Source organism: Glutamicibacter protophormiae (assembly GCF_014647495.1).
Taxonomy (GTDB): Bacteria; Actinomycetota; Actinomycetes; order Actinomycetales; family Micrococcaceae; genus Glutamicibacter; species Glutamicibacter protophormiae.
The window spans coordinates 68,051-92,453 of record NZ_BMPH01000012.1 but is presented as its reverse complement, the minus strand read 5'-3'; the positions used below and the strand labels follow the sequence as shown (position 1 = coordinate 92,453).

26 protein-coding genes are annotated in these 24,403 nt (G+C 65.9%); 8 read left to right on the top strand and 18 right to left on the bottom strand.

Annotation, left to right across the window (positions count from 1 at the left end; genetic code table 11):
• Nucleotides 1–46: 46 nt before the first annotated feature.
• The 9 genes from IEY43_RS13955 to dapA form a co-directional block, all read right to left on the bottom strand.
• Entirely contained in the window at nt 47–958 is a 912-nt protein-coding gene (locus IEY43_RS13955; protein WP_229777415.1) for an ABC transporter substrate-binding protein, read from the bottom strand.
• Nucleotides 955–1,725, bottom strand: coding sequence for an ABC transporter permease (locus tag IEY43_RS13950; protein ID WP_188949183.1), 771 nt, complete (start codon nt 1,723–1,725; stop codon nt 955–957). The genes IEY43_RS13955 and IEY43_RS13950 overlap by 4 nt, the downstream gene beginning before the upstream one ends.
• Entirely contained in the window at nt 1,722–2,411 is a 690-nt protein-coding gene (locus tag IEY43_RS13945) for an ABC transporter permease (protein ID WP_188949182.1), read from the bottom strand. The genes IEY43_RS13950 and IEY43_RS13945 overlap by 4 nt, the downstream gene beginning before the upstream one ends.
• Nucleotides 2,408–3,241, bottom strand: coding sequence for an ABC transporter ATP-binding protein (locus IEY43_RS13940; RefSeq protein ID WP_188949181.1), 834 nt, complete (start codon nt 3,239–3,241; stop codon nt 2,408–2,410). Before IEY43_RS13940 ends, IEY43_RS13945 begins: the two co-directional genes overlap by 4 nt.
• A gap of 236 nt (nt 3,242–3,477) precedes the next feature.
• Nucleotides 3,478–3,882, bottom strand: a complete 405-nt coding sequence (locus IEY43_RS13935) for a TM2 domain-containing protein (protein WP_188949180.1) — start codon at nt 3,880–3,882, stop codon at nt 3,478–3,480.
• 162 nt (nt 3,883–4,044) lie between these two features.
• On the bottom strand, nt 4,045–4,530 hold the full coding sequence (locus IEY43_RS13930) for a hypothetical protein (protein WP_188949179.1): 486 nt from the start codon (nt 4,528–4,530) through the stop codon (nt 4,045–4,047).
• Nucleotides 4,531–4,576: 46 nt separating this feature from the next.
• A complete protein-coding gene (locus tag IEY43_RS13925) occupies nt 4,577–5,074 on the bottom strand; it encodes a hypothetical protein (RefSeq protein WP_188949178.1) in 498 nt (165 codons plus the stop codon).
• Between the two features lie 154 nt (nt 5,075–5,228).
• Nucleotides 5,229–6,896: a ribonuclease J gene (locus IEY43_RS13920; protein ID WP_374189870.1), complete on the bottom strand. Its 1,668-nt coding sequence runs from the start codon at nt 6,894–6,896 to the stop codon at nt 5,229–5,231.
• Between the two features lie 58 nt (nt 6,897–6,954).
• Nucleotides 6,955–7,866 (bottom strand): 4-hydroxy-tetrahydrodipicolinate synthase, encoded by a 912-nt coding sequence (gene dapA, locus IEY43_RS13915; protein WP_188949176.1) that lies wholly within the window; start codon nt 7,864–7,866, stop codon nt 6,955–6,957.
• Nucleotides 7,867–7,933: 67 nt separating this feature from the next.
• Here dapA and IEY43_RS13910 point away from each other — a divergent pair, with 67 nt between their 5' ends.
• On the top strand, nt 7,934–9,118 hold the full coding sequence (locus tag IEY43_RS13910) for a heparan-alpha-glucosaminide N-acetyltransferase domain-containing protein (protein WP_188949175.1): 1,185 nt from the start codon (nt 7,934–7,936) through the stop codon (nt 9,116–9,118).
• 105 nt (nt 9,119–9,223) lie between these two features.
• On the opposite strand, the gene IEY43_RS13905 is transcribed toward IEY43_RS13910, so the two are convergent.
• Together IEY43_RS13905 and dapB are read right to left on the bottom strand one after the other, a co-directional pair.
• Nucleotides 9,224–9,679: a tetratricopeptide repeat protein gene (locus IEY43_RS13905; RefSeq protein WP_188949174.1), complete on the bottom strand. Its 456-nt coding sequence runs from the start codon at nt 9,677–9,679 to the stop codon at nt 9,224–9,226.
• Nucleotides 9,676–10,434: a 4-hydroxy-tetrahydrodipicolinate reductase gene (gene dapB / locus IEY43_RS13900; protein WP_188949173.1), complete on the bottom strand. Its 759-nt coding sequence runs from the start codon at nt 10,432–10,434 to the stop codon at nt 9,676–9,678. Before dapB ends, IEY43_RS13905 begins: the two co-directional genes overlap by 4 nt.
• A 184-nt stretch (nt 10,435–10,618) precedes the next feature.
• Between dapB and IEY43_RS13895 the strand changes: the two genes are divergently transcribed.
• The gene (locus IEY43_RS13895; protein WP_188949172.1) at nt 10,619–11,032 is read left to right on the top strand and encodes a hypothetical protein; all 414 of its coding nucleotides are present in this window, start codon (nt 10,619–10,621) and stop codon (nt 11,030–11,032) included.
• Between the two features lie 48 nt (nt 11,033–11,080).
• Nucleotides 11,081–11,863 carry an alpha/beta fold hydrolase gene (locus IEY43_RS13890; protein WP_188949171.1) on the top strand — a complete coding sequence of 261 codons (783 nt, stop codon included), beginning with the start codon at nt 11,081–11,083 and terminating at the stop codon, nt 11,861–11,863.
• A gap of 19 nt (nt 11,864–11,882) precedes the next feature.
• On the opposite strand, the gene IEY43_RS13885 is transcribed toward IEY43_RS13890, so the two are convergent.
• From IEY43_RS13885 to IEY43_RS13860, 6 genes are all read right to left on the bottom strand, one after another.
• Nucleotides 11,883–13,253 (bottom strand): M16 family metallopeptidase, encoded by a 1,371-nt coding sequence (locus IEY43_RS13885; RefSeq protein WP_374189869.1) that lies wholly within the window; start codon nt 13,251–13,253, stop codon nt 11,883–11,885.
• Between the two features lie 365 nt (nt 13,254–13,618).
• The gene (locus IEY43_RS13880; RefSeq protein WP_188949169.1) at nt 13,619–14,386 is read right to left on the bottom strand and encodes an SDR family NAD(P)-dependent oxidoreductase; all 768 of its coding nucleotides are present in this window, start codon (nt 14,384–14,386) and stop codon (nt 13,619–13,621) included.
• 236 nt (nt 14,387–14,622) lie between these two features.
• Entirely contained in the window at nt 14,623–17,142 is a 2,520-nt protein-coding gene (locus IEY43_RS13875; RefSeq protein ID WP_188949168.1) for a polynucleotide kinase-phosphatase, read from the bottom strand.
• On the bottom strand, nt 17,139–18,560 hold the full coding sequence (locus IEY43_RS13870; RefSeq protein WP_188949167.1) for a 3' terminal RNA ribose 2'-O-methyltransferase Hen1: 1,422 nt from the start codon (nt 18,558–18,560) through the stop codon (nt 17,139–17,141). Before IEY43_RS13870 ends, IEY43_RS13875 begins: the two co-directional genes overlap by 4 nt.
• Before the next feature lie 131 nt (nt 18,561–18,691).
• On the bottom strand, nt 18,692–19,078 hold the full coding sequence (locus IEY43_RS13865; protein ID WP_188949166.1) for a hypothetical protein: 387 nt from the start codon (nt 19,076–19,078) through the stop codon (nt 18,692–18,694).
• Nucleotides 19,079–19,201: 123 nt separating this feature from the next.
• Nucleotides 19,202–19,693, bottom strand: coding sequence for an S-ribosylhomocysteine lyase (locus IEY43_RS13860; RefSeq protein WP_188949165.1), 492 nt, complete (start codon nt 19,691–19,693; stop codon nt 19,202–19,204).
• A 126-nt stretch (nt 19,694–19,819) separates the two neighbouring features.
• Here IEY43_RS13860 and IEY43_RS13855 point away from each other — a divergent pair, with 126 nt between their 5' ends.
• Both IEY43_RS13855 and IEY43_RS13850 read left to right on the top strand, forming a co-directional pair.
• Nucleotides 19,820–20,380, top strand: a complete 561-nt coding sequence (locus tag IEY43_RS13855; protein WP_188949164.1) for a phosphorylase family protein — start codon at nt 19,820–19,822, stop codon at nt 20,378–20,380.
• Between the two features lie 173 nt (nt 20,381–20,553).
• Nucleotides 20,554–21,441 (top strand): PaaX family transcriptional regulator, encoded by an 888-nt coding sequence (locus tag IEY43_RS13850; RefSeq protein ID WP_120989653.1) that lies wholly within the window; start codon nt 20,554–20,556, stop codon nt 21,439–21,441.
• Nucleotides 21,442–21,541: 100 nt separating this feature from the next.
• Here IEY43_RS13850 and IEY43_RS13845 read toward each other — a convergent pair whose 3' ends face one another.
• The gene (locus IEY43_RS13845) at nt 21,542–21,958 is read right to left on the bottom strand and encodes a RidA family protein (protein ID WP_053797683.1); all 417 of its coding nucleotides are present in this window, start codon (nt 21,956–21,958) and stop codon (nt 21,542–21,544) included.
• A 133-nt stretch (nt 21,959–22,091) separates the two neighbouring features.
• Here IEY43_RS13845 and IEY43_RS13840 point away from each other — a divergent pair, with 133 nt between their 5' ends.
• From IEY43_RS13840 to IEY43_RS13830, 3 genes are read left to right on the top strand one after another with little or no spacing between them, the layout of a single operon-like run.
• Nucleotides 22,092–22,940, top strand: coding sequence for a fumarylacetoacetate hydrolase family protein (locus IEY43_RS13840; RefSeq protein WP_188949163.1), 849 nt, complete (start codon nt 22,092–22,094; stop codon nt 22,938–22,940).
• Between the two features lie 60 nt (nt 22,941–23,000).
• Nucleotides 23,001–23,483 carry a cupin domain-containing protein gene (locus IEY43_RS13835; protein ID WP_053797681.1) on the top strand — a complete coding sequence of 161 codons (483 nt, stop codon included), beginning with the start codon at nt 23,001–23,003 and terminating at the stop codon, nt 23,481–23,483.
• Nucleotides 23,480–24,364 carry an acyl-CoA thioesterase gene (locus IEY43_RS13830; RefSeq protein ID WP_188949162.1) on the top strand — a complete coding sequence of 295 codons (885 nt, stop codon included), beginning with the start codon at nt 23,480–23,482 and terminating at the stop codon, nt 24,362–24,364. The genes IEY43_RS13835 and IEY43_RS13830 overlap by 4 nt, the downstream gene beginning before the upstream one ends.
• The last annotated feature ends 39 nt before the right edge of the window (nt 24,365–24,403 follow it).

Here is a 24,403-nt window from a genome sequence, read left to right as displayed (position 1 = left end):
GCGCCCCCGCGACGCTAGAGAATAATCACGCCCCAGCCTGGAGGCCTCAGCTGTTGCTGCCCAGCCAGGCGCTGGCGATGTCCTCCGCAGACTTCTGGTCCACCGTGCTCTGGACGTTCAGGTCGATCAGGGCCTCGGCGGAAAGCTTGGCGCTGATCGGGTTGAGCACTGCCGCCAGATCATCGGACATGTCGGCTTCGACCACCGGCACCACATTGGAGGCCAGGAACAACGCCTTCGGGTCCTTCAAGACCACCAGGTTCTCCGTCTTGATCCGCGGGTCCGCGGTGAACACGTTGCCCACATTCACCGTTCCCGCAACCAGGTCCTCCACCGTGGTGTCCCCGGTAGCGGAGAAGGCCGCGTCGATGCCGTAGGTCTTGCTCAAGCCCTTCGGCCCGTAGGGCCTTTCGGCCAGCTCCGGCGGGCCGCCGAGGGTGAGCTTTTCGGAGACCTTCGCCAAGTCCTCGATCGAGGCAAGGCCGTTGTCCTTGGCGAACTTCTCGGTGACCGTGTAGGAGTCCTGGTCCGAGGCCTGGGCCTGGTCCAGCACCGCCAGGGAGTCGGGCAGCGCCTTGCCGAGCTCGTCGTACACGTCATCCGTCGCCCGCGCGGTGGTGTCCGGCTCGAAGTACTGCAGCAGGTTTCCGGTGTACTCGGGCATGATGTCGATGCTGCCGTTCTCCAGCTGCGGCATGTACGCATCACGCTGCCCGATGTTGAACTGCCGCTCCACCGTGAAACCGGCCTTCTCCAGCGCCTGGGCGTAGATCTCCGCGATGATCTCATTCGAGTAGTACGCCTGGGACCCCACGACGACGGTCTTGCCGGCGTCGCCGGAGGCTCCGGTGCTCGGCTCGTTGGCCAGCGGATCGCTGGCACCGCATCCTGCCAGTGCCAGCATTCCGGCGAGTGCAAGGACCGAGCCTGCCCGGGTCTTGCGCATTGGGAATTTCATGTTCGCGTCCTTTCAACGGTGCGATCTCTGTGCAATTCTGTGGTGTTTGCGTGGTCTGCGCCGCGCCCTGCGGGCTCGGCCGGCGGGCCGGCGGTGCTGGTGCTGCGCAGGCCGCGGGGCACGGACATCCGCTGGGCCAGGGCCATCAGCAGTTCCAGCACCAGGGCAAGCGCCGCGACCAGGAGCGCGCCGCCGAGCACCATGTCATAGCGCCGCAGGTTCAAGCCGGTGATGATCGGCAGGCCCAGTCCCCCGAGATTGACATAGGCGGCGATGGTAACGGTGGCGGCCACCTGCAAGATGGCCGAACGCAGCCCGCCCACCAGCAGCGGCAGGCCCAACGGAATTTCGACCTTGGCCAGGATCTCGCGTTCGGTCATGCCCATGGCGCGGGCGGCGTCGATGGTCTTGCGGTCGATCGATTCCAGCCCCGTATACGCGCCGGCCAGGATGGAGGGGATGGCCAGCAGCACGAAGGTGATCACCGCGGCCTCGGGCTTGTGCAGCACCCCGGCCAGCAGCACCAGCAGGATCAGCAGGCCGAAGGAGGGGACGGCGCGGGCCAGCCCGGAGACGGCCACGGCGATTTCACGGCCGCGGCCGGTATGGCCGATGGCCCAGCCCAGGGGTATGGCGATGACCGCGGCGAGAGCGACAGCGATCGCGGTGTACATCAGGTGCTGGCCCAGCAGGAGCAGCAGCGAGCTGGCCCCGGTCCATTGGGCGGGGTCGGTGAGCCAGGAGAAGGCATCGCGCAGCAGGTTCATCGGGTGCCCACCGCCTCGGGTGCGCTGTTCCGGGCGCGCCGGGCCCGCTGGGGCCGCGCGGTGGTCCAGGGCATGAGCCAGCGCCCGGCCAGCACCAGCAGCAGGTCGATCAGCAGCGCGATCAACGCCACCGCGAGGACGCCGGCGAGCACCTCGGGGATGATGCGCCGCTGCAGCCCGTTGGTGAACAGGTAGCCCAGGTTGGTCACGCCGACCAGGATGCCCACGGTGGCCAGTGAGATGGTGCTGACGGCGGTCACCCGCAGTCCTGCGAGAATGACCGGGCCGGCCAGCGGAAGCTCCACCGCGGCGAAGCGCCGGCCCGGTCCGTAGCCCATGGCCGTGGCGGCCGAGCGGGTCTGCGGGTCGACCGAGTCCAACCCGTCCACCACGCAGCGGACCATGATGGCCAGCGCATAGACGGTCAGGGACACGATGAGGTTCGCTTCGCTGATGGCGCTCATTCCGGTGACGACCGGCAGGATCATCAGCAGTGCCAGCGACGGGATGGTGTACAGCAGGCCGGTGCCGGTCACCACCAGGCCGCGCAGGGACCGGTACCTCCAGGCTGCCCAGCCCAGCGGCAGCGAGATCAGGAACCCGGCGGCAATCGCCCACAGGCTTTGGCGCAGGTGTTCCAGCGCCAGCGTCCCGATCAGGTCGAGGTTTTCAAGGATCCAGTTCATGCCCGGTCCAGGTCCGGCGCGTCGACCAGGCGGCCCTGGGTCCTGCCCTGGGAGTCCACCAGCACGGTTCCGGTGGGAGTCTGCTTGATGCTCAGGGCCCGCTGCCCGCGGTCGGCCCCGATGAACGAGGAAACGAAGTCGTTGGCCGGGGATTCGATGATCCGGCTGGGGGTTCCCACCTGCAGCTTCTGCGCTTGCTCGGAGAGGATCACCACCTGGTCCCCCAGCAGGAACGCCTCGTCGATGTCGTGGGTGACGAAGATGATGGTTTTGCCCAGCTCCCGCTGCAGCCGCAGCAGCTCCTGCTGCAGCTCGGTGCGGACGATCGGGTCCACCGCGCCGAAGGGTTCGTCCATGAGCAGGATGTTCGGCTCCGGGGCCAGTGCCCGGGCGACGCCGACGCGCTGCTGCTGGCCGCCGGAGAGCTGGTGCGGATACCGGTCGGCAAGGCTGGAATCCAGTCCCACCGTCGTCATCAGTTCCACCGCACGCTGGCGGGCCTTGCCGCGGGAGGTTCCCTTGAGCCGCGGCACCGTGGCGATGTTTTCCGCGACGGTGAAGTGCGGGAGCAGCCCGGCGTTCTGCATGACATAGCCGATGCTGCGGCGCAGCTGGACCGGAGAACCGGCGCTGATGTCCCGCCCATCGATCCTGATGCTCCCCGCCGAAGGATCGACCATGCGGTTGACCATGCGCAGCAGCGTCGTCTTGCCGCAACCGGAGGATCCGACGAACACCGTCGTGCGATGCGCAGGCACCTCAAGCGAGAAGTCGCTGACCGCCGTGGTACCGCCCGGGTAGCTCTTGCTGACTGCATCGAACTCGATCATGGGCGGACACCAGCTGCATCCTGGATCTGCGGCGCGCGATGCGGCGCCGGCCTGTGGGGATTCGTCAGGGCGTTCATTTGCCCTATTCTGCCTAATTCCTGGCTTCCGGCACAGTCCCGCGCGTGAATCTTCAGCATTAGTCCAGTTTGTCATCCCAGATCAGGAACGTATAAACGCTCCCAAGGCAATGACCCCACGAAATTCTCAGCGAATTTTCCCGGGGCCACGCAGGAGGCTTAGAAAGCCTGCCACTGCTGGATGTAGTCCGGGGCGTTCACGCTGCCGAAACCAAGTCCGAGGACCAGCAGGATGATCGAAATGATCCATGCGGTTTTCTTGTGCTCCTCGTACCCGGACAAACGGTAGCCGTACTTGTCGCGCATGGCCCCGGCAAGAATCAAGATGATGTCCACGAGGGCCCAGATGCCAAAACCGCCGAAGGTGATCAGCTTGAGGATACCTGTGCCAATCTTCCCGAGGTAGAACCGGTCGATGCCCAGGCCGCCCAGGAACCAGGACAGCAGCCACGCCGCGATGAAGCTCTTGCGGCCCTCGCCGTTGCGCTGCTGCTCGTAGGGGTTCGACGGATACGGGTTCGTGGAGCTGGCGTAGTAATTCGGCTGATTCGGCGGAACAGACATGAAGAATCCTCGGGGTTCGAATGTTGACGGCCAGGCACTGGCCATGCTGAGGACTGACAGAGCACCTTTAAGCACATCTGATCTAGAGATTCCTCGGGACCCACGCTAGTGGCTTTTGGCGGTACCTGCCAATTGCGCACCGCTACGCGTCGGCGCGGCCTCTCAGTTCGCAGATCTGCTTCCGCGTCCGTGGAACCGTGTAGTCATCGTCCAAACAATGGCCAGGGATAGCACCAGGTAGCCTGCCGCGTTCCCGATCCAGAATCCTGCAGGGGCGCTCGGCAGGAGTACCGCAAGTCCAGCGCAGGACACAAGCAGCGTGGCCGTTGCCGCGCCGGTGAGCGCTGCACCGCGCTGGGACGCTCCCCGGCCCGATTTCTGCTGACGCTTCTGGAGCGCCATGCCAGACAGGGCGCCCACCCCGGGGATCAGGCCTGCCGCAGCGCCGAGCATGGCCCCGTTGGCCAGCGCGCCGAAAGCTATGGCGGCCGCCTCCGACGGTTGTGGACCTGTCCATGTTTCGAGCAGTATCCCCCAGTAGTTCATGAGTCCCAGCAAAGCGCCGAGCGCTGCACCGGACAGGACCGTTCCCGCCAGCAGGCGAAGGGAAATCCGTTGTGTTTCCAACGCCGGAGTGTGCGGTGGCATGTGGGCAACACCTTTCTTTGGTCAAGTTATTCTGCGGCCTGCTCTGTCAGGTCCCGGGCCGTTGCCGAACATCAGTGCGGTTCAAGGCCAACAGGGTTCCGAACGCCAGGATGAAGCACAATGCCATCAGACCGAACACCAGGCCGTAAATGATTCCAAAATTCGGCTCTTCCGCCAAAACACTTGGAAAAATCACGAGCGCGGGAAGCAGCCCGCCCGCCATGGATCCCGCGGCGCCGGCTGCCGCTTGATGCAATGCTGTCGCCTCGGGTCGTCGCACTTCGAGGATTCCCACGGCAGCGTACGTCGCGGCCCAGCTGAGTATCCCCACACCGATTCCGCTGAGCATCGCAATCGGGAGAATCGTGGCCAGGAAATTAAGGAGATAGGCCGTATCTACATCGCCCTGCGAACCGGTCCAGTAAGCCGCCGGGCCAAGAATTGCCACGGCCGCCGCCGCCCCGCACAACGCTCCGAGACCTGCCGCTGACCAGAAGAGCTGTTTGCCCATGGTACTCAGGGCCCGTGCCCGTTGACGCATCATGGGCCAAGCCTAACCCGCGGGTCCTCCGGCAGGCGTGATCCACCGGGTAGATGTCGAACCGGGAACATCCTTGACCGGATTTTCATGCCGTGCCCCGTTAAACAGCGGAACCCCGCCCGGTGGGCAGGGTTCCGCTGTTCGGTGTTCCGAAAGCCTAGGCTTCGAGCACTACCGGGACGATCATCGGGCGGCGGCGCAGCTTGCGCGACACCCACGAGCCGATGACGCGGCGGGTGATCTGCTGCAGCTGGTGCGTGGAGTGGTTCGGGTTGTTCGCAACCGCTTCCACGATCGCGGCGGCGATCTTCGGCTTGATCTCGTTGAAGACCGAGTCCTCTTCGGCCACGCCGCGGGCGTGGATGTCCGGGCCGGAGATGATGGTGCCGTTCTGGCGGTTGATCACGGTGATGACCGAGATGAAGCCTTCCTCGCCGAGGGTGACGCGGTCCTTCAGGTCGTCATCCGTGATGGTGCCGACCTTGGAGCCGTCCACGTAGACGTAGCCGCATTCGACCTGGCCGACGAGCTGGGCCACGCCGTCCTTGAGGTCGATGACCGAGCCGTCCTCGGCCAGCAGCACGTTTTCCTCCGGCACTCCGGACTGCGCGGCCAGGCGGCCGTTGGCAATCAGGTGGCGGGTTTCTCCGTGCACCGGCAGCACGTTCTTCGGGCGCAGGATGTTGTAGCAGTACAGCAGCTCGCCGGCCGAAGCGTGGCCCGAGACGTGGACCTTGGCCATGCCCTTGTGGATGACCTCTGCACCCAGCCGCATCAGGCCGTTGATCACGCGGAAGACCGAGTTCTCGTTGCCCGGGATCAGGCTGGAGGCCAGGATCACGGTGTCGCCCGGGTTGATCTGCACCTTGTGCTCGCCGTTGGCCATGCGCGAGAGCGCGGCCATCGGTTCGCCCTGGGAACCGGTGGACATCAGCACGACCTTGTGGTCCGGCAGCTGGTCGATCTGCTTCAGGTCGACCAGCACGCCCTGCGGGATGTCCAGGTAGCCCAGGCGCTCGGCGATACCCATGTTGCGCACCATCGAGCGGCCGATGAAGGCGACCTTGCGGCCGTGCATGGCGGCGGCATCCAGCACCTGCTGCACGCGGTGCACGTGCGAGGAGAAGGAAGCGACGATGATGCGGCGGCGGGCGCGGGCGAACTTGGCTTCCAGCACCGGACCGATTTCGCGTTCGGCGACGGTGAAGCCCGGCACCTCGGCGTTGGTGGAGTCCGGCAGGAACAGGTCCACGCCTTCCTCGCCCAGGCGGGCGAAGTGGCGCAGGTCGGTGATGCGCCCGTCCAGCGGCAGCTGGTCCATCTTGAAGTCGCCGGTGTGCAGCACGGTGCCGGCCTCGGTGCGCAGGAAGACCGCCAGGGCATCCGGGATCGAGTGGTTGACCGCGACGAATTCACATTCGAAGTTTCCGACCTGGGCGATTTCGCCCTCCACCACGATGTTGGTGTTGGCCTTGATGCGGTGCTCGGCCAGCTTGGCTTCGACGAAGGCCAGGGTCAGCTTGGACCCGTACAGCGGGATGTCTTCGCGAAGGCGCAGCAGGTACGGCACGGCGCCGATGTGGTCCTCGTGGCCGTGGGTGAGCACGAGGCCCACCACGTCGTCCAGGCGATCCTTGATGTATGAGAAGTCCGGCAGGATCAGATCCACACCAGGCTGGTGCTCCTCGGGGAAGAGCACGCCGCAGTCCACGATCAACAGCTTGCCGTTGAGCTCGAACACGGTCATGTTTCGGCCTACTTCGCCCAAACCTCCGAGAGGGACAATGCGCATCGTCCCCTTCTTCACCTTGGCCGGCTTCTGCATGCGTGCAGAATCGGCCTTTCCTACTGAACTCTCGGTCATATGCGGTTATACCCTTTCGTTACAGATCCCATCCGCCTTCACGTAGGTCCGCGCGGATGGCATCGAGTTCTGCGTCCGACGGTGCCAGCAGCGGCAGTCGGACGACGGTGTTCGGCAGGACACCCTGCCAGTGAAGTCCATATTTTGCGGCGACCGCGCCCTGAATGTGGCTCATGATGCCGCGCTGGATCGGGTCCAGCTCGAAGTGTGTAGCACGTGCAGTGGCCAGATCCCCGGCATGCATTGCATTAACCAGCCTACGGTATTTGGCCGCCTCGACGTGAGCTGAGACCGAAACCACGCCGACGGCGCCCGCGGCCATGAGCGGCAGGGTCAGTCCGTCGTCGCCCGAGTACACGTGCAGATTGCTCTTGGCCAGCACCGTGGTGGTGGACTGGTAATCCGCCTTGGCATCCTTCAGTGCGATCACCTGCGGGATCTTCGCCAGTTCGATGATCGTCTCGGGGGCCAGCGAAATGCCGGCCCGGCCCGGGATGTCGTAGAGCATGATGGGCAGTTCCACGGCCTCGGCGATCGCCTTCACGTGGGCGATGACGCCGGCCTGGCTCGGCTTGTTGTAGTACGGGGTGGTGACCAGAATGCCATCCACGCCGGTTTCCTTCGCCGCCAGGGACAGCGCGATCGAGTGGCGGGTGTCGTTGGTGGTGGATCCGGCAAGCACCGCTGCGCGGTCTCCGACGGCGGCGACCACCGCACGGAACAGGCCCAGGTTTTCCTCGTCGGTCAGCGTCGAGGTTTCGCCGGTGGTGCCGGTGACGACCAGGCCGTCGCAGCCGTCGTCCACGAGCTTGGTGGCCAGCTTCGCGGCCATTTCATAATCGACCTCACCTGCGTCGGTGAAGGGCGTGACCATCGCGGTCAGCACCGTGCCAAAGGGGAACGCCTGATTATCCATTGCACTTGTAGCCATGGGATTAAATCTACACTCGCGCATGTTGCGATGGCATCTTCGGACAATTCCGTGATGCGATAAATCCATGGACCCAACGAGCAAACCGCCACGGCTGCTGGGGGTGGACGCCGCTCGTCTGGCCGCCATTCTCGGCATGTTCGCGGCCCACGTTTTCAGCCTCTACGAAAGGGGACCCGAAGGGGCCTACTCCCCTACGTTTACCGGGGCTGTGGCCTCGGGGCGGGCCTCGGTTTTATTCATGATTTTGGCCGGGGTTTCGCTGACGCTTTTGACGCGTTCGCTGGCGCGCAAAGGCTTTTCCAACCCCAAGGTTTACTCAGTCCTTGCCCTGAGAGCATTAATTATTGCCGTGCTCGGAATGCTCATTGGACCCTCAAATGAAGGCGTTGCCGTCATTCTGGTTCACTATGGCCTACTTTTTCTGTTGCTTCCGCTGGCCCTGAGGCTCTCAAGAGCAACAGTTTGGGTAGTCTCAGCCCTCTGGTTGCTAATCATGCCTATACTGTGGCGCCCGTTGGCCCATACCTGGGCGGGACAGGACCTCGGGCACAACCCAACCTTCACCGACCTGCTCACCCCGGGACTGCTGCTCAAGGACGTCTTGGTCACCGGCTACTACCCGCTGATGGTCTGGTTCGGTTTCGGGTTGCTGGGCATCGCCTTGGGCCGCACTCCCCTGGCTTCTCCGGCGACCGCGGCCAAGCTCGCCGCCGGCGGAGCCGGGACGGCAATGGCAATGCTGGCGCTCGGGTGGGTGGCCACGAGCCGGTTTTTCGACCGGATCGCCGCCGCCGCGCAGGTCCAGCTTTCCGACGTAGGTGCGCTGGTGGTCGCCGGCCGCCTGCCGCGCGTCACCCTGGATCCATTCATGGCGGATCCTGCCTACCTCTGGCTGCCCACCGCGCACAGCACCTCGCTGGTCTTCACGCTCCATGCGGCGGCCTGCGCGGTCGCCGCCATCGGGGTGATGCAGCTGGTCGTTCCGAAGCTGGGCCGGCTGGGCGCATTCCTGGCCGGGGCGGGACGGGCCCCCTTGACGCTCTATGCGGGGCATATCCTGCTCCTGCCCCTGATGCAGGATTACCTGCCGCCGATGACCATTTGGTGGATCTTGTGCGCTGCCACTGCGGCGCTGGGGCTTTGGCTCGCGCTGACCAAGGCCACCGGTCCCCTCGAATATGTGGTGCGCGTCCTGAGCGGGGCCGATGCCGAGCCGCCAGGCAAAAACGCCGCGCCTCCGCCGCGCTGACCCGCACTGCCGGTGGCCGCTGGCCGATGGCGTCATGCGAAAGGTCCCCGCCTTCCGATCAAGGATGGCGGGGACCTGCGTGGTTCTGGGCTCTGGTCCGCGGGACTAGGCCGCTTCGGCCTTCTGCTCCTGGCGCCAGAAGCCGATGGAGGTGCGCATCGAGTTGCGTGCCCGGCGCTTGTCGCCGCAGGCTTCGTAGGCCAGGGCCAAACGGTACCAGGACTTCCAGGACTCCGGGTTCTCCTCCACATCGCGCTGGTGGTTGGGGAAGTCGGCGTCCGCGGCTTCGCGCACGAAGCGTCCGGACGGCATACGCGGCAGGTCTTCGGGCAGTTCGCCCAGCGTGGCCAGGGTCTTGCCCATGGCTTCGGTGCGCAGGCCGAACAGGACTTCGCGGATCAGGATCCAGACACCGAACGCGGGAACCACCAGAATGGCGACACCCATGATCTTTGCCGTCAGCGAATCGGTCCCCATGAAGCGGAACGCCTGCGTGAAGGCCATGCCGATGTACAGGGCGAAGAGAATCAGGATTCCGCCGACCCAGAGTTTCGTTTTCACTGGCCCAGCTCCAGGTAACCGTCCAGGCCGTAGGTCAGCCCCGGGCGCGAGGCGACGGTGCGCAGCCCCAGCAGCACGCCGGGCATGAACGAGGCGCGGTCGTAGGAGTCGTGGCGCAAGGTGAGCTGCTCGCCCGGGCCGCCAAGCAGGACTTCCTGGTGGGCAACCAGTCCGCGCAGGCGCACCGAATGCACGCGGATGCCGTCCACGTCGGCGCCGCGGGCTCCCTCAAGTTGGGTTTCCGTGGCATCCGGGCTCGGGGCGACACCTGCGGCCTGGCGGGACGCGGCAATCAGCTCAGCGGTGCGCACGGCAGTGCCGCTGGGCGCGTCGACCTTGTTCGGGTGGTGCAATTCGATGATTTCCACGGACTCGAAGTACTTGGCGGCGGTGGCCGCGAACGCGCTGGCCAGGACGGAGCCCAGGGCGAAGTTCGGGGCGATCAGCACGCCGCTGGCGGGGTGCTCGGCCAGGAGCGCTTCCAGCGCTGCACGGCGCTCGTCGCTCCAGCCGGTGGTGCCGACCACGGCATGCAGCCCGTGCTCAACGGCGAAACGCACATTCTGCTCGGTGGAGGCGGGGACGGACAGGTCGACGACGTGGGTGGCTCCGGCATCGATGATCTGCTGGAGGTCGTCCCCGCGCCCCAGGCTCGCTACCAGTTCCATGTCCGCTGCATCGGCGACGGCTTTGACCGCTTCCGAGCCCATACGTCCGGCCGCGCCGAGCACGGCCACCTTGATCTGTGCACTCATGCCATTAACCCTATAGCCAACCACCGCCTGCGATGGATTTGCGTGACGCGCCGCTCAGCCCGGGATATCCCGGGAATGCGGTTCCTGTGTTTCTGCGGACACCGCAGCCCCGCACGGTGGGGTAGCTTGGATATCTTGCGGCACGTGGGCCAAGATGAGACCAGGCAAATCACGATCGACAGGCATGAACACAGTGGGACACACCATCAAGAGATTCGGAATCAGCGCGCTATCGGTGCTGGTCTTGGCCTTCGGCACGTCGGCCTGCGGGGCCGCCAGCGAGCCGGAAGCGCTCTCGGATGACCAGCAGCAGGCCATCGTCGACCTGGTCCAGGATCACGGCACCGACTTCGCCGCGCCCTCATGCCAGGTCGAGGTATTCCGCATCGGGGATCCCGCCACTTTCGGCTGGGCCACTTGCACCGAAACGCAAGGGCCGAACCCCGCACCCGCCGCCCAGGCGACGGCATTCCCGTTCAAGATCACCGGAAGCACGGTGGAGAAGCCCGGGGACGGCGCCCAGTACCTCAAGGACGTGCACACCATGTTCCCGGAGGATCTCTGGTCCGCACTTGAACAGCGCAACCGCGGAGCCTAGCTGCCGCGCAGCATCGTCCCGTCATTCTTGAAAACACGAAAGGCCGCTGTGAGGCACCAATACTTTGGAGCGCTACCCGAGTCGCTGAAGACCCGGCTCTCGGTGCGCAGTGCAGGGCAAGGCCCCGATGTGGTGCTGATTCACGGGCTCGGCGCGTCCAGCCGCTATTTCACCCCGCTAGCCAATCTGCTCGCCACCGACCATCGCGTCATCGTCCCGGAACTGCCCGGCCATGGAAAGAACCTGGATGACGGCAGGCCCGTCACGGTGCCGCGGTTCGCCCATGAGGTGGCATTGGCGCTGCGGCAGCTCAAGGCCGAGAACGTGGTGCTGGTCGGCCATTCCATGGGCGCCCAGGTCGCCATCGAGATTGCGCGCTCATGGCCCGACATGGTCAAGCACCTGGTCGTCGCCGCACCGGCGGTCAACGACCGTGAGGACACCCTGTTCCGGCAGACCCGGCGCCTGCTGGAGGACTTCCCGAACGAATTGAACTCGGTCAAGGCGATCCTGGCCGTGGACTACCTGCGCTGCGGCATCCCGTGGTGGGCCAAGAGCTGCCGGCAGATGCTGGACTATCCGACCATCGACTTGCTGGGTACGGTCCGCTGCCCCGTGGATGTCGTGTGCGGCACCCGCGACCCGCTCTCTCCACCGGAATTCGGGCTGCGGCTCACCGCCAAAACCCCGGGGTCGCGGTTGACGATCCTGCCCCGGGCCGCGCATGGTTTCAATTTCTCCCATGCGCCGGAACTGGCAGGTCTCGTCCGGCGGGCCGGAGAAACCGGCCACGCAGTGCAGGTCCCCCAGGCCCCCGCCGAAGCGGCTTGACCTGCCGGGCGGCATCCTGTTAGAGGCCCAGGGCCGCCTCGTTCTCGAAGGGCCCGACCACGGTGACGACCCGTTCCCGGGCGGCCAGTTCCCGGGCCAGGGCCTGGACTTGGTCCGCCGTCACCGCATGCACGCGGGACAGTGCTTCGTCGATGTCCTGGAATTCCCCGGTGATCATTTCCGCACGCCCCAGCCGGGACATGCGGCTTCCCGGATCTTCCAGCGCCAGCACGGTGCCGCCGGCCAGCTGCCCCTTGGCCTGCGACAGTTCCTCGTCCGAGATGCCTTCCCGGGCCAGCCGGTCCAGCTCCGAGCCGAGCAGGCCGATGACCTCGGCGGCCTTGCCCGGGGCGCAGCCGGCATACATGCCGAAGTATCCCGCGTCGGTGTACGCCGCGGAGAAGGAATAGGTCGAATAGGCCAGGCCGCGCTTTTCGCGGATCTCCTGGAACAGCCGCGAGCTCATGCCTCCGCCCAGCACCGCGTTGAGGACCGCCAGCACCTGGCGGCGTTCGTCGTGCCCGGTGATTCCTGTGCAGCCGATGATGATGTTCGCCTGTTCCACCGGGCGGTTGATGACCTCCAGCCCCGGGATGCTGGTGATCTTCGCCGGCTCCGGATTGCGTCGGGGTTCGGGCACGGCCATCGGATCCAGTTCCCAGCCCGCCTCGCTCAGTGCGGACATCAGCATGGTGCACAATTCCTCATGGTCCAGCGAGCCCGCCGCCGTGACGATCAGTTCGCTCGGCCGGTAGTGGGCGCGGTAGTGCTCCATCACCGCCTCGCGGGAAATCTCCATGATCTCCTCGGGGCTGCCGCCGATGGGGCGGCCCAGCGGGTGGTTGCCCATGACGCGGGCGACGAAGTGCTCGTGCGCGACATCCGTCGCGTCATCGGCGTCCATCGCGAGTTCCTCGATGATGACTCCGCGTTCCTGCTCCAGCTCGTGCGGGTCGATGACCGCCGAGGTGACCATGTCCGCGATGACTTCCATGGCCATCGGCAGGTCGGTGTCCAGGACCCGCGCGTAGTAGCAGGTGGATTCCTTGGCGGTGGCAGCGTTGGACTCGCCGCCGACGGCGTCGAAGGACTGGGCGATTTCCAGCGCGCTGCGCTTGGTGGTGCCCTTGAACAGCAGGTGCTCCAGGAAGTGGGTCGAGCCGTAGTGCCCGGCCTCCTCGTCGCGCGAACCGACCGGCACCCAGAATCCCACCGTGGTCGAGCGCTGTCCCGGCATGGCTTCGGTCAAGACGCGAACGCCGCCGGGCAGGATGCTGCGGCGGACTTCCGAACCGCCCTCGCCGCGGTGAACCAGCGTGAGGTCTGCGGGGTCGAGAGGCGAAAACTGCTGATCCTCCACCGAATGCAACGGCAACGGAATCATGACCACTGGGTACGTCCTTAGATCGCTCGAAGTCAGCCAGCACCAGCTGGCATTAGCTCTACCGATTCTCCCACAGCGAGCACCGGGGTAGACAACCGGTTCGCGGCGGGCAGAGGCCCCGGACGGGCCGCTGGAATTCAGCGCACCCCGCTGCGGCGGAAAACCCGAGCAACCCTCTCGGCCAAGCCCGCTTGGTTGCCGCGGTGGATGCACCGGGAACTCCTGATCCGCCACGAGGCGCTTCGCTTCCGCTCTCCCGCGACGCCGTGGAATTCCAGCGTCCCGGGAGCGGCGCGACGATGCCCGAAAACCGCAGCCGCGGTGCTGGCTGCGGTTCCGGGCATCCTCATGGCGCCGGCGCCGGGCGGGGCCTACGCGGTGTTGCGTCCCCCGCTGAGATCCAGCACCTGGCCGGTCATGTAGCTGGCTTCGGGCGAAAGCAGCCACAGCGCCAGTGCCGAGAATTCCTGCGGCTCCCCCACGCGCTGCATGGGCACCCGTGCCAGCAGCGCGGCATTGCGTTCGGCGCTCAGGTCCTCCAGCAGCCGGGTGTTGAACATCGAGGGGGCGATGCAGTTGATGGTGATCCCGTAGCGCGCCGTCTCCTTGGCGACGGTCTTGGCCAAGGTGATCAATCCGGCCTTGGACACCGCGTAGGCGCTCATGTTCTCGTTGCCTTCGCGCCCGGCAATCGAAGAGAGCATCACGATGCGCCCATAGTTCTCCTGCCGCATCAGCGGAACAACCATCTGCAGCCCGTAGAAGCAGCCGTCCAGGTTGATTTCCAGGGTCTTTTTCCATCCGGCGATCGGCACGTCCTGGATCGTGTGCTCCGGACCCTGGATGCCGTGGCAGAACAGCGCCCCGTCCAGCCGGCCGTAGGCGTCCCGGATACGCTGCGCGGCCTGCGCCCAGGCTTCGGGATCCGCGACATCCAGTTCCAGGGACAGCGCCGCATGCCCGGTGTCCGGACTGCGGATATCGGTGGCGATCACGATGGCGCCTTCACTGTGCAGGCGCTGCACCGCTTGGGCGCCCAGTCCGCCGGCCGCGCCGGTGACCAGCACGACCCGCTCGCTGAAGCGTCCCGCCCAGGGCTCGAACTCCAGTACCGCGCCCGCGGGTGTTTCCTGCGTCATTTTTCCGCCTATCTGCCGGCCGGAGCCGGTTGTCGTTGCTGCAACACGCTGGCCACATGGCTTCCCGCCGCGTACCCGCGGGCCACGGCCGACCCCAAGGTGGCCCCGCCGCCGGGATAGTTGTTGCGGAATACACCGGCTAGTCAGAAACATCCCAAGGCACTTCGTCCATAGCTCCTCCTCGCAAATAAGTTGGCCCTCATGGTCACAGTCCGGCGGGACGCGCATGCATTCAACTAAAGCCTCGGATCCAGCGGCTCGGATTCCAAGGCGAGCACACCGAACACCATCTGGTGCACCTTCCACAGCGGTTCCCCCGCAGCGGTCATCCGCAGCGCCTCAAGCCCCAACAGGTACTCCTGCAGGGCCCGAGAACGCTTCCGGTCGGTAGCCCGCTGCTTAAGCCGCTGCAGGTTCGCTTCCGCCAGGTAGTCGGCGCCGTAGATGATGTGCAGGTACTCCCGTCCGCGCACCTTGATGCCCGGCTGCACCCAGCCCCTGGCACCGCGGGTGAGATTCAGCCACGGCTTGACCACCATGCCCTCGCCGCCGGACGCGGTCAGCTCTTCCCACCATTGCACCGCTTGGGCGGTCGATTCCCCGGAGTCCAGCGACACCCGCAGCCACGCGGTGTCCTTGAACAGGTCGGGCGCCTGCACCGCAAGCTTCCGCGCAATGCCCATGTGCCAGCCGTGGTCGCTGGTTTCGTAGGTCCTGCCTTCGGAGGCCAGCACCTGGAAGGTGGCGAAGCGGACCTGCTCCTTGTCGCCGACGTAGCGCCGGTAGGACTGGCGGAACGCCTGCGCGTTCTCGCTGCGTTCCCTGGTGCGTTCCAGCAGCGCAACAAGATCCAGTCCGGTTCCGGCCGCCCTTTCGAGCAGGTCCGCTGCGGCCGACGTTGCGGCCACCGCGGCGGCCCCGACAGAGGCGTAGGTGTCCTTGATCAAGGATTCGGCCTTCAGCGACCAGGGCAGCAGCTCGCCGTCCAGGATGACCCAGTCCGAGCCCAGCTCGTCCCACAACCCGGCCGCCTCCGCAGCCGCATGGGCACGTTGCAGCAGGGCGCGTTCGGCCTCCGGCTCCAGGAATTCGCGCCCGGTCCGCGTATGCAACGCCCCGAGCCAGCCGGCCGGAGCGTCGAAGCGCGCTGGATCGCAGGCCAGCAGCAGCACCGCGCGCGACCCCGTATGCTTCTCTTCGCAGATGACCTCGCCGATCCCGAGCTTGCGGAAGTAGGCGAAGGCCTCGTCCGGATGCTCCAGGTATCCGGGGCGGGCCGAGGAGTCCGCCGGGGACATGGTGGGCGGCAGGTACCGCAGCCAGCGCGGGTCGGTGGCGAAGCGGCTCATGGTTTCCAGCGCCCCGGCCGCTTGGGCGGCGCTGAGCTTCACGCTGCCGCGCTCCCCCGCTTTCAGGTGCAGCGGGCCGGTGACGTCCTCCATGGACAGCACCCCGGGCTCGCGCTGCGGACCGTGCGGGGATTCCAGCGGGCGCATCGGCTCGGCGTACTGCGCCAGCGCCTCCACCGCGACAACTTCCCGTTCCGGGTAGCGCAGCGCGCTGAGCTGGCCGCCGAAGGCGCAACCGGTGTCCAGGCAGGCGGTGTTGTTGATCCACGCGACCTCGGTGACCGGCGTGTGCCCGTAGAGCACCGCCGCGTCGCCGCGGTAGTCCCGGGCCCAGGGATAGCGCACCGGCAAACCGTACTCGTCCACCTCCCCGGTGACCTGCCCGTAGAGTGCGAAGGCCCGCACCCGCTGGGAGGCGCGACCATGGTACTTCTCAATCAGCCCGGCGTGCGCCACCACCAGTTTGCCGTCGTCCAGCACCAGGTGCGAGACCAGGGAACGGCAGAAGTCCTGCACCTCGCGCTTGAATTCCGGGCCTTCGGCCTCCAACTGCTCAAGGGTCTTGTCCAGGCCATGATTCAGGGTCACCTTGGCCCCGCGCAGCGCGCGCACCAGCTTGTCCTCGTGGTTGCCGGGCACCGCCAGCGCGTGCCCGGCGGCAACCATGCCCATCACCAGGCGCAGCACGCCGGGCGAGTCCGGGCCGCGGTCCACCAGGTCGCCCACGAAGACGGCCCGGCGATTCGGGTGGAAGGCGTCGACGGCGCGCCCCTGCCGGTCGCGGACAATGTCGTAGCCCAGCTTCGCCAGCAGCAGCACCAGCTCCTCCAGGCAGCCGTGCACGTCGCCGATGACGTCGAACGGGCCGTGCTGGTCCCGGAAGTCATTGAGCAGCTTGTGCCGGGTGATGGCCGTCCCATCGATGTCCTGCGGGCTGGAGAGGACATGGACCCGGGTGAAACCCTCGCGCCGCAAGGACTTGAGCGAGCGGCGCAGCTGCAGGTGCTGGCGGTCGATCACCGCCTTGGGCACCCGCCGTTCGCCGCGGCCTTCGTTGCGCTGCAGGCACACCTCGACAGGCACGTCCAGGACAATGGCCGTGGCCAGCGCGTCGTGGCTTCTCGCGAGCTCGATCAGGCTCTGCCGGGCGGACTGCTGGACGCTGGTGGCATCGACCACGGTCAGCAGCCCGGCATCCAGGCGCTTGCCGGCCACGTAGTGCAGCGCGTCGAAGGCCGCGGCGGTGACGGACTGGTCGGTTTCGTCATTGCCCACCAGGCCGCGGAAGTAGTCGCTGGAGAGCACCTCGAAGCGCCCGAAGTGCTTGGCGGCGAAACTGGACTTGCCGGATCCGGAGACGCCGACCAGCACCACCAGCCCGGTTTCTGGGATGGAGAACTCGCTCATGCTGCGTCCTTTCGGAAGACGGCCATCTGGGTAGGTGCGCCCACGGCGCTGTCCGCCGGTCCGATGCCGCGGAAATCGACGGTGTAGCCGAACTCCGCCGCGGCGGCCCGGGCCCAGGCCTGGAATTCAGCGCGCGTCCACTCGAAACGGTGGTCGTCGTGGCGCAGGGACCCGTGGCCGAGGTCCGGGTATTTGCCGTTGTATTCGACGTTGGGAGTGGTCATCAAGACAACGCGCGGGGCGGCCGCGGCGAACACCGCGTCCTGCAGCGCCGGCAGCCGGGTGGCGTCCACGTGTTCGATGACCTCCATGAGCACCACCGCGTCGTAGCCGGACAGCCGGGCGTCGCGGTAGACCGCGGAAGAGTGCAGCAGGCTGAGGCGCTCGCGCTGCTCGTCCGAGCGCTCATCCAGGCGCAGCGCGGCGGCCGCCTGCTCCAGCGAACGGGCGGAGACATCGGTGCCGACGATGCGGGTGAAGAAGGGGTCGGCCTGCAAGCGGCGCAGCAGCGCGCCCGGTCCGCAGCCCAGGTCCACCACGCGGTGGGCTCCGTGCTCCTTGAGCGCCGCGATGACATCCACGGCGCGCTGCACCCGCAGCGGAACCCGGGCATCGTTTCCGGTTGGCTCCGGTGCACTGGCGCGCGCCGCGGATTCCGGGGACGCCGCCGCGTCCATCCGGGACTCCGCGAGCGCCACCAGGTCCTTCTGGTGGGCCAGGTAGCGGCGGGCGATCAGTTCCCGGTCCGGATGGTCCTCCAGCCAGCCCTCGCCCTGCCGGGCCAGCTTCTCTGCTTCGTCGTCGTTGACCCAATAGTGCTTCGAGTCGTCCAGCACCGGCAGCAGGACGTAGAGCTGGCGCAGCGCCAGGTCCAGACGGACTTCGCCGCTGAGAACCAGCGAGCTGTACTGCGATTCGCCCCAGGCGGGGTACTGCTCGTCCAGGGCGATGGGCGTCTGTTCGACATTCCAGCCCAGCGGCGCGAACAGCCGCTTCGCCAGGTCCCTGCCCGCAAGCCCGCGGCTGGAGACCGCGGGCAGCTCGATGCGCAGCGGCAGCGGCGCGGCGGCCAGCTGGGGGTAGGATTCGCTGGTTCCGGTCATGGCGCTGCGCAGGACCTTGCCCAGGGCCACGGACATCAGGCTCGAGGCGACGTAGGGGCGGTCGTTGACGTAGTAGTCCAGGGCGCCGGCATCGCCGCGGAAGCGCTTGCTGCGCACCAGCCCCACCGGGTCGACTTCCATGAGCAGGGCCGCCGTGGTGCGCTGCGCGGTGCATTCGGGATAGAACACGTGGGCTTGGCCCACCGGCAGGTCGAATGACTGCACCTTGGCAGGATGCTTGCGCAGCAGATGCGACAGGGCGGTGGCGTCGATCCCCGACCCGGGTGCGGATTCAAGCGTAATCGTCAATAGCACGTGGCGGCCTTCTCAGAAGTTTTTGCATGATGGCTTGGCGTTTCATGCAAGCCTACCGAAAAGCTGCGGCGGCACGGGATGCGGCCGGCCGGTGTGCCGCCGGGGTGCCGGGATTCCGGGCGGGGGGCCCGCTAGTTCAAATAGCCGCGCCCGGCGGCGTCCGCGCAGACCGGGGTCAGGTTCTCCGCGTCCCCGCTCTCGCAGGACATGTAGACGAGGTTGGCGGCTTCTTCGGTGCTCAGCACCTCGTATCCCATGGAACCGGGGTTGTAGGACACCGCGGTGCTCCACTCGTCGATGTTCTTGCAGTCCTGCAGTCCCCGCAGTTCCGCTTCCTGCAGCTGCTGGTTCGAGGTTTCGGGGTTGGACCATGCCTCGTTCTGCGTTTGGATGGCGGCGCTGCACACGTCGCTGACCGGGGAGGTCGCCGCCGCATCGAAGTTCGCACAGCCGGCCGCCGCCAGCGTGAGGATCGACAGGACAGCGGCCGAGGACAGAACTTTTCGCATAGCAGCCATGCTACCCATGCTACTTAGGTATTCGCTGGGTCGCGCGTAGCACGCGCATCTCGACAAGCAGGCGCGAAAAATCCCGGCCGCGCCAAGGCGGGGCCGGGATCCACTGCTTCGAGCATGCTGTCGCTAGGCGATGCGGGAGCGGTCGAAGGCGTCCAGGCTGATGCCCTGCTTCAGGATCAGCTTGGCCCATTCCTTGGCCGAGTGCAGGCTGTGGTCGCGGTAGTTGCCGCAGCTGACGGCCTCGGTGCCCGGGACATCTTCCCAGGTGACCTTTTCCACCAGGTCCTCCAGCGAGGTCTTGATGGCCGCGGCGACCTGCTCGGGGGTCGGCTCGCCCCAGGCAATCAGGTGGAATCCGGTGCGGCAGCCGAACGGCGAGAAGTCGATCAGCCCCTCGAAACGGGTGCGGATCAGCCCGGCCAGGGTGTGCTCGATCGTGTGCAGTCCGGCCGTGGGGATCTCCCCGTGGTTCGGCTGGACGAAGCGGATATCGTAGTTGGAAATGGCGTCGCCCTTGGGTCCGCGTTCGACGCCGATCTTGCGCACGTAGGGCGCCTTGACCTTGGTGTGGTCCAGCGCGAAGCTCTCAACTTCTGCAAGTTCAATATCACTCATGGCAAAAGTCTATCCGCTCACTCGGCCATGATGCGATGAGGGTTAATGGGGCGTAACCGATAGAATTCTGGGAGACTTCGGGGCGCACCAGCGGACCCCGGACTGACTTCTTCAGAAGGGAATTTCATGTCGGACAAGAAGACCTTGCTCGTCTTTGCCCATAGCGACGAGGCCGTCGCCTTTGCCGACGTCGAGCACCTGATCACCGGCGTGGGCAAGGTCAATGCGGCGGTGGCGTTGGCCGGGGAGCTGGCCACCGGCACCGTCGAGCGCGTCATCGTGCTGGGCACCGCCGGCGTGGTCGGCCATGCCGGCGAGGACCGCCCGAGCCTGGACACCATCTACCAAGTGACCAAGCTGATCCAGCATGATTTCCCGCTGCCGTCGGCCGAGGTCGATCCGGCCGGCGAGATCCTGCTGCCGGAGTTCCAGGCCACCATGGCCACCGGCGATGTCTTCGTCTCCGATGACAAGCAGCGGGTGCACATCTCGGGTCTGGGTGCTTCCCTGGTGGACATGGAAGGCTACGCCTACGCCAGCATCTGCCAGCGTTTCAACGTCCCGCTGCAGATCTTCAAGATTCCCTCGGACTACGCGGACGACTCGGCGTCGATCGATGAATGGGACGACATCGCCAAGGCCAAGAGCGTGCAGCTGCGCGAGTTCTACGAAAAGAACCTGGCCTAGCATCAACCGCACCGAGGGCAGGGACAGCGCCGCGGGTCGATACCCGGACTCTGCCCTTGCCCTTTGTTCTTGGCCATTGCCAACCCGCCGGGATCGGGCCGGACGGGATCGACACGGTCGGCGTCCAAACTGCCGCTTGGTCTAATCGACCTGGGATTCGATACAGTGAGCGCATGACGCCACGGACCGAGCAACCATCAGGTGGCAGCGAAAATTCGACGCCGCGCCACCATCAGCTGATCATTTCCCTCTTCGGCCTCTACGCCAGGGCGCACGGGGGCGAGCTGCAGGTGTCCACGATCATTTCGCTGATGAACGACCTCGGCGTCGAGTCGGCCGGCGTGCGTTCTTCGATCTCGCGGCTCAAGAAGCGCGGCGTCATCGACAGCGTCAAGGTCAACAACCGGAACGGTTACGCGCTGTCGCCCTCGGCCTTGTCCGCGTTCGCGGAAGGCGATGAACGCATCTTCACTCCCCGCCGGGCGACCGCCGACAGCCGCTGGCTGCTGGCCACGTTCACGGTGCCCGAATCGCAGCGCAGCATCCGGCACAAGATCCGCTCGACCCTGGTCCGCATGGGATTCGGCGCCGTCGCACCCGGGCTGTGGATTGCCCCGGAGCACCTCAAGGACGAGGCCCTGTCCTACTTCGACCGACACGGGATGGCGGATTACTTCGAGTTCTTCCTGGCGGAGCATGTGGGCAGCCATGACCTGGCCAAGAACATGGGCATTTGGTGGGACCTCGAATCGCTGGATTCCCTCTATTCCGAGTTCCTGGAAACCAATCGGCCGCTGCTGGAGAAATGGACGGGAATTCCAACCGCGCAAGAGTCGGAGGACCTCGACGCCGAGGCGTTTGCCGACTACCTCGTGTTGATTACCCAGTGGCGCCGGCTGCCGTATTCCGACCCGGGCCTCCCTGCCGAGCTCCTGCCGGAAGGGTGGAACGCCATCGCGGCCTCCGACCTGTTCCAGCAACTCCACGAAATCATCGGGTTCAGGGCGTCCCGGCACGCGGAACGCGCCATCAGCGCCCAGGAAAGCGACGCCCGCATCTAGCTCCGAGGCTTCTGCCTGCCTGCCCGGCCAACAATAAGCCGCAGGCCAGTTCATGCGAACTGGCCTGCGGCTTATTGTTGTTTTGCTGCCCGGTAAATCCCTAGCGGCTCTGGATAACGGCGACGCCCTGGATCTCGATAAGCGCTTCCTTCTGCCAAAGGCGGGTGACGCCGATGCCGGCCATGGCCGGGTACTTGCTGCCCGCCATCTCGCGCCACAGCTTGCCGATCTCACGGCCGTTGGCCATGTAGTCGTCGACGTCGGTGAGGTAGATGGTCACGGTCACCAGGTCCTCCGGCTTGCCGCCGGCTTCCTCAAGGGTGGTCAAGACGTTGCCGAAAGCCTGCTTGAACTGTTCCACGATGCCGCCGGGAACGATCTGCATGTTCTTGTCCAGGGCGGTCTGGCCGCCGAGGTAAACGGTGTCTCCAGCACGCATTCCATGCGCATAGCCGGATGGCTTGGGCAGGGATTCCGGGTTGACAGTGAGGTTTTCGAAGACTGCGGTTTCGGCCATGGTGATCCCTTTCAGAGATTCGATGCGATATCCAAAAATTAGGTCTAGCGCACAAATTGTAATGCGTGCTACATTGAGCATACGTGACGGCGGTAAAAAAGTCGACACATAGTTCTCCGGGAGAAAGCACACAATGAAACTCGCTTCGATTCAGTACAAAACACAGCGCATGGCAGCCGTGGCGGTAGACGGCGGCTTTGCTCCGCTGAATGCCCAGAATCTCAGTGAGCTCCTCGACAACGAGCAGTGGCAGGACTTGGCCCGGAAAGCTCTTGCCTCCGGATCCGCCGAATTCATCGCCACCGCCGATGCAACCATCCTGAACCCCGTCCCCGCCCCGAACAAGGTCATCTGCTGCGGGCTGAACTACTCCGACCACATCCTGGAAATGGGCCGCGAACTGCCCGAATACCCGACGCTTTTCGCCAAGTTCGCCGATACCCTGACCGATCCGAATGCCGAGATCACCAGCGAAAATTCCGAGTCCGTCGACTGGGAAGCCGAACTGGCAGTGGTTGTCGGCTCCACCCTGCGCCATGCCAGCGAAGACGAAGCGCTCGCGGCGATCGCCGGATACACGGTGGCCAACGACGTCTCGATGCGCGACTGGCAGCGCCGCACCCTCCAGTGGTTCCAAGGCAAGGCCTTCGACGGCACCACCCCGCTGGGCCCGTACCTGGTGACCCCTGACGAGATCGACCCGGTCGCCGGCGTCGAGGTCATCTGCAAGGTCAACGGCGAAGAGGTCCAGCGCGGAAATACCCGGACCCTGGTCTTCTCGGCGGCCGCCCTGCTGTCCTACATTTCCAGCTTCACCACGCTCCGGGCCGGCGACGTGGTGCTCACCGGAACCCCGGGAGGCGTGGGCATGGGCATGACCCCTCCGCGCTTCCTGCAATCGGGCGACGTGCTGTCCACGGAGGTTCCCGGCATCGGCGAACTGTCCAACAAGTTCACCCTGCGGGTCCCGGCCGACGCTTGATCCGCCAGCAAACTTCACCTCAACCAGAACTCCAGTTCACACTTCCAAAGGAGAAAAACCATGACTGAAACACCAATGGTCTACCGCACCGAAGGCGACAACTCGATGTACGCCGGCGCCGACGGTTTTGTGGTCCCCGTAGTCACCCGTGCCGGTCAGGAAGACACCAACACCGCGCAGTCCGGCGACTGCGTACGCGTCTCGGGCGTCAGCATCCAGCACACCCCAGCCACCAAGATCTGGTTCGGCCAGGTCTCCAATACCCCGGGCTACCGCTCGCTGCCGCACCACCACGGCGAAGCCGAAACCGGCGGCTACGTGCTGCGCGGCCACGGCCGCATCTACTTCGGCGAGAACTACGAGCAGTACCTGGACATGACCGCAGGCGACTGGGTCTTCGTTCCGCCGTTCATGCCTCACGTCGAAGCCAACATGTCGGTCACCGAGGAGCTCGTCTGGCTCACCGCCCGCACCCCGGAAAACATCGTGGTGAACCTCGAAGACGTCGACGACGCATCGCTGGAAGGATACCGCCGAGCATGAGCGCCCAGAACCTCGACTCCCAGATCTTCCTGAAGGCCATCGAGCTGACGGAGACCGCGCCGGAGGTTTTCGACCAGGCGTTCAACGCCACCCCGCAGTACGCTCCGTGGCCCAAGGCCTACGGCGGCGACATGGTGGCCCAGGGGGCCATGGCCATGATGCGTTCGGTGGGCGATGACCGCGAGCTGCATTCAATGCACTCCTACTTCCTGCGCCCCGTCGACATGCACGAGCCGGTGCGCTACGAGGTGGAGCACCTGCGCGACGGCCGCGGATACTCCACCCGCCAGGTGCGTGGATTCCAGAACGGCAAGCCGGTCTTCTCCGCCCTGGGTTCCTTCCACGTGCCCGAGCAGGGCCCGGACCTGTCCAAGGATGCCCCGGAAGGCTCCTTCGACCTGGATCCGGAGTCGCTGGACAGCGCCGCCCAGGCGCTGGAAGGCACCGAAGGCGCGGATGCCGAGTACTGGTCCACCGGGCGCAGCTTCGAAATGCGCCATGTGCCATCGCCGGTGTACCTGAGCGTGGAAGGGGCTACCGAGCCGCACCAGGCGGTCTGGGTTAAGGCCTTCTCCCCGCTGCCGGACGACAAGATGATCCAGCGGGCGGCGCTGACCTACGTCTGCGACTACACCATCATGGAACCGATCCTGCGCAGCCTGAACCTGCCATGGCGCACCGAGGGCCTGACCACTGCCAGCCTGGACCACTCCATGTGGTTCCACCGCGAGGGCCGGGTGGACGACTGGGTACTCTACGTCCAGGAGGCAGTCTCCAGCCAGAACAACCGCGGACTGGCCCTGGGCCGGTTCTACACCCGGGACGGCAAGCTGCTGGCCACCGTTGCCCAAGAGGGCATGATCCGCGGCCCACGCGGCTAGTGCACCGCCCGAAATCCTTCACCACACCGTATACGGCGA

Excerpts from the sequence above, each read along its gene's own strand:
- IEY43_RS13955 (WP_229777415.1), bottom strand. The coding sequence starts at position 958 with ATGAAATTCCCAATGCGCAAGACCCGGGCAGGCTCGGTCCTTGCACTC.
- IEY43_RS13950 (WP_188949183.1), bottom strand. The coding sequence starts at position 1,725 with ATGAACCTGCTGCGCGATGCCTTCTCCTGGCTCACCGACCCCGCCCAA.
- IEY43_RS13945 (WP_188949182.1), bottom strand. The coding sequence starts at position 2,411 with ATGAACTGGATCCTTGAAAACCTCGACCTGATCGGGACGCTGGCGCTG.
- IEY43_RS13940 (WP_188949181.1), bottom strand. The coding sequence starts at position 3,241 with ATGATCGAGTTCGATGCAGTCAGCAAGAGCTACCCGGGCGGTACCACG.
- IEY43_RS13935 (WP_188949180.1), bottom strand. The coding sequence starts at position 3,882 with ATGTCTGTTCCGCCGAATCAGCCGAATTACTACGCCAGCTCCACGAAC.
- IEY43_RS13930 (WP_188949179.1), bottom strand. The coding sequence starts at position 4,530 with ATGCCACCGCACACTCCGGCGTTGGAAACACAACGGATTTCCCTTCGC.
- IEY43_RS13925 (WP_188949178.1), bottom strand. The coding sequence starts at position 5,074 with ATGATGCGTCAACGGGCACGGGCCCTGAGTACCATGGGCAAACAGCTC.
- IEY43_RS13920 (WP_374189870.1), bottom strand. The coding sequence starts at position 6,896 with ATGCAGAAGCCGGCCAAGGTGAAGAAGGGGACGATGCGCATTGTCCCT.
- dapA (WP_188949176.1), bottom strand. The coding sequence starts at position 7,866 with ATGGCTACAAGTGCAATGGATAATCAGGCGTTCCCCTTTGGCACGGTG.
- IEY43_RS13910 (WP_188949175.1), top strand. The coding sequence starts at position 7,934 with ATGGACCCAACGAGCAAACCGCCACGGCTGCTGGGGGTGGACGCCGCT.
- dapB (WP_188949173.1), bottom strand. The coding sequence starts at position 10,434 with ATGAGTGCACAGATCAAGGTGGCCGTGCTCGGCGCGGCCGGACGTATG.
- IEY43_RS13895 (WP_188949172.1), top strand. The coding sequence starts at position 10,619 with ATGAACACAGTGGGACACACCATCAAGAGATTCGGAATCAGCGCGCTA.
- IEY43_RS13880 (WP_188949169.1), bottom strand. The coding sequence starts at position 14,386 with ATGACGCAGGAAACACCCGCGGGCGCGGTACTGGAGTTCGAGCCCTGG.
- IEY43_RS13875 (WP_188949168.1), bottom strand. The coding sequence starts at position 17,142 with ATGAGCGAGTTCTCCATCCCAGAAACCGGGCTGGTGGTGCTGGTCGGC.
- IEY43_RS13865 (WP_188949166.1), bottom strand. The coding sequence starts at position 19,078 with ATGGCTGCTATGCGAAAAGTTCTGTCCTCGGCCGCTGTCCTGTCGATC.
- IEY43_RS13860 (WP_188949165.1), bottom strand. The coding sequence starts at position 19,693 with ATGAGTGATATTGAACTTGCAGAAGTTGAGAGCTTCGCGCTGGACCAC.
- IEY43_RS13855 (WP_188949164.1), top strand. The coding sequence starts at position 19,820 with ATGTCGGACAAGAAGACCTTGCTCGTCTTTGCCCATAGCGACGAGGCC.
- IEY43_RS13850 (WP_120989653.1), top strand. The coding sequence starts at position 20,554 with ATGACGCCACGGACCGAGCAACCATCAGGTGGCAGCGAAAATTCGACG.
- IEY43_RS13845 (WP_053797683.1), bottom strand. The coding sequence starts at position 21,958 with ATGGCCGAAACCGCAGTCTTCGAAAACCTCACTGTCAACCCGGAATCC.
- IEY43_RS13840 (WP_188949163.1), top strand. The coding sequence starts at position 22,092 with ATGAAACTCGCTTCGATTCAGTACAAAACACAGCGCATGGCAGCCGTG.
- IEY43_RS13835 (WP_053797681.1), top strand. The coding sequence starts at position 23,001 with ATGACTGAAACACCAATGGTCTACCGCACCGAAGGCGACAACTCGATG.
- IEY43_RS13830 (WP_188949162.1), top strand. The coding sequence starts at position 23,480 with ATGAGCGCCCAGAACCTCGACTCCCAGATCTTCCTGAAGGCCATCGAG.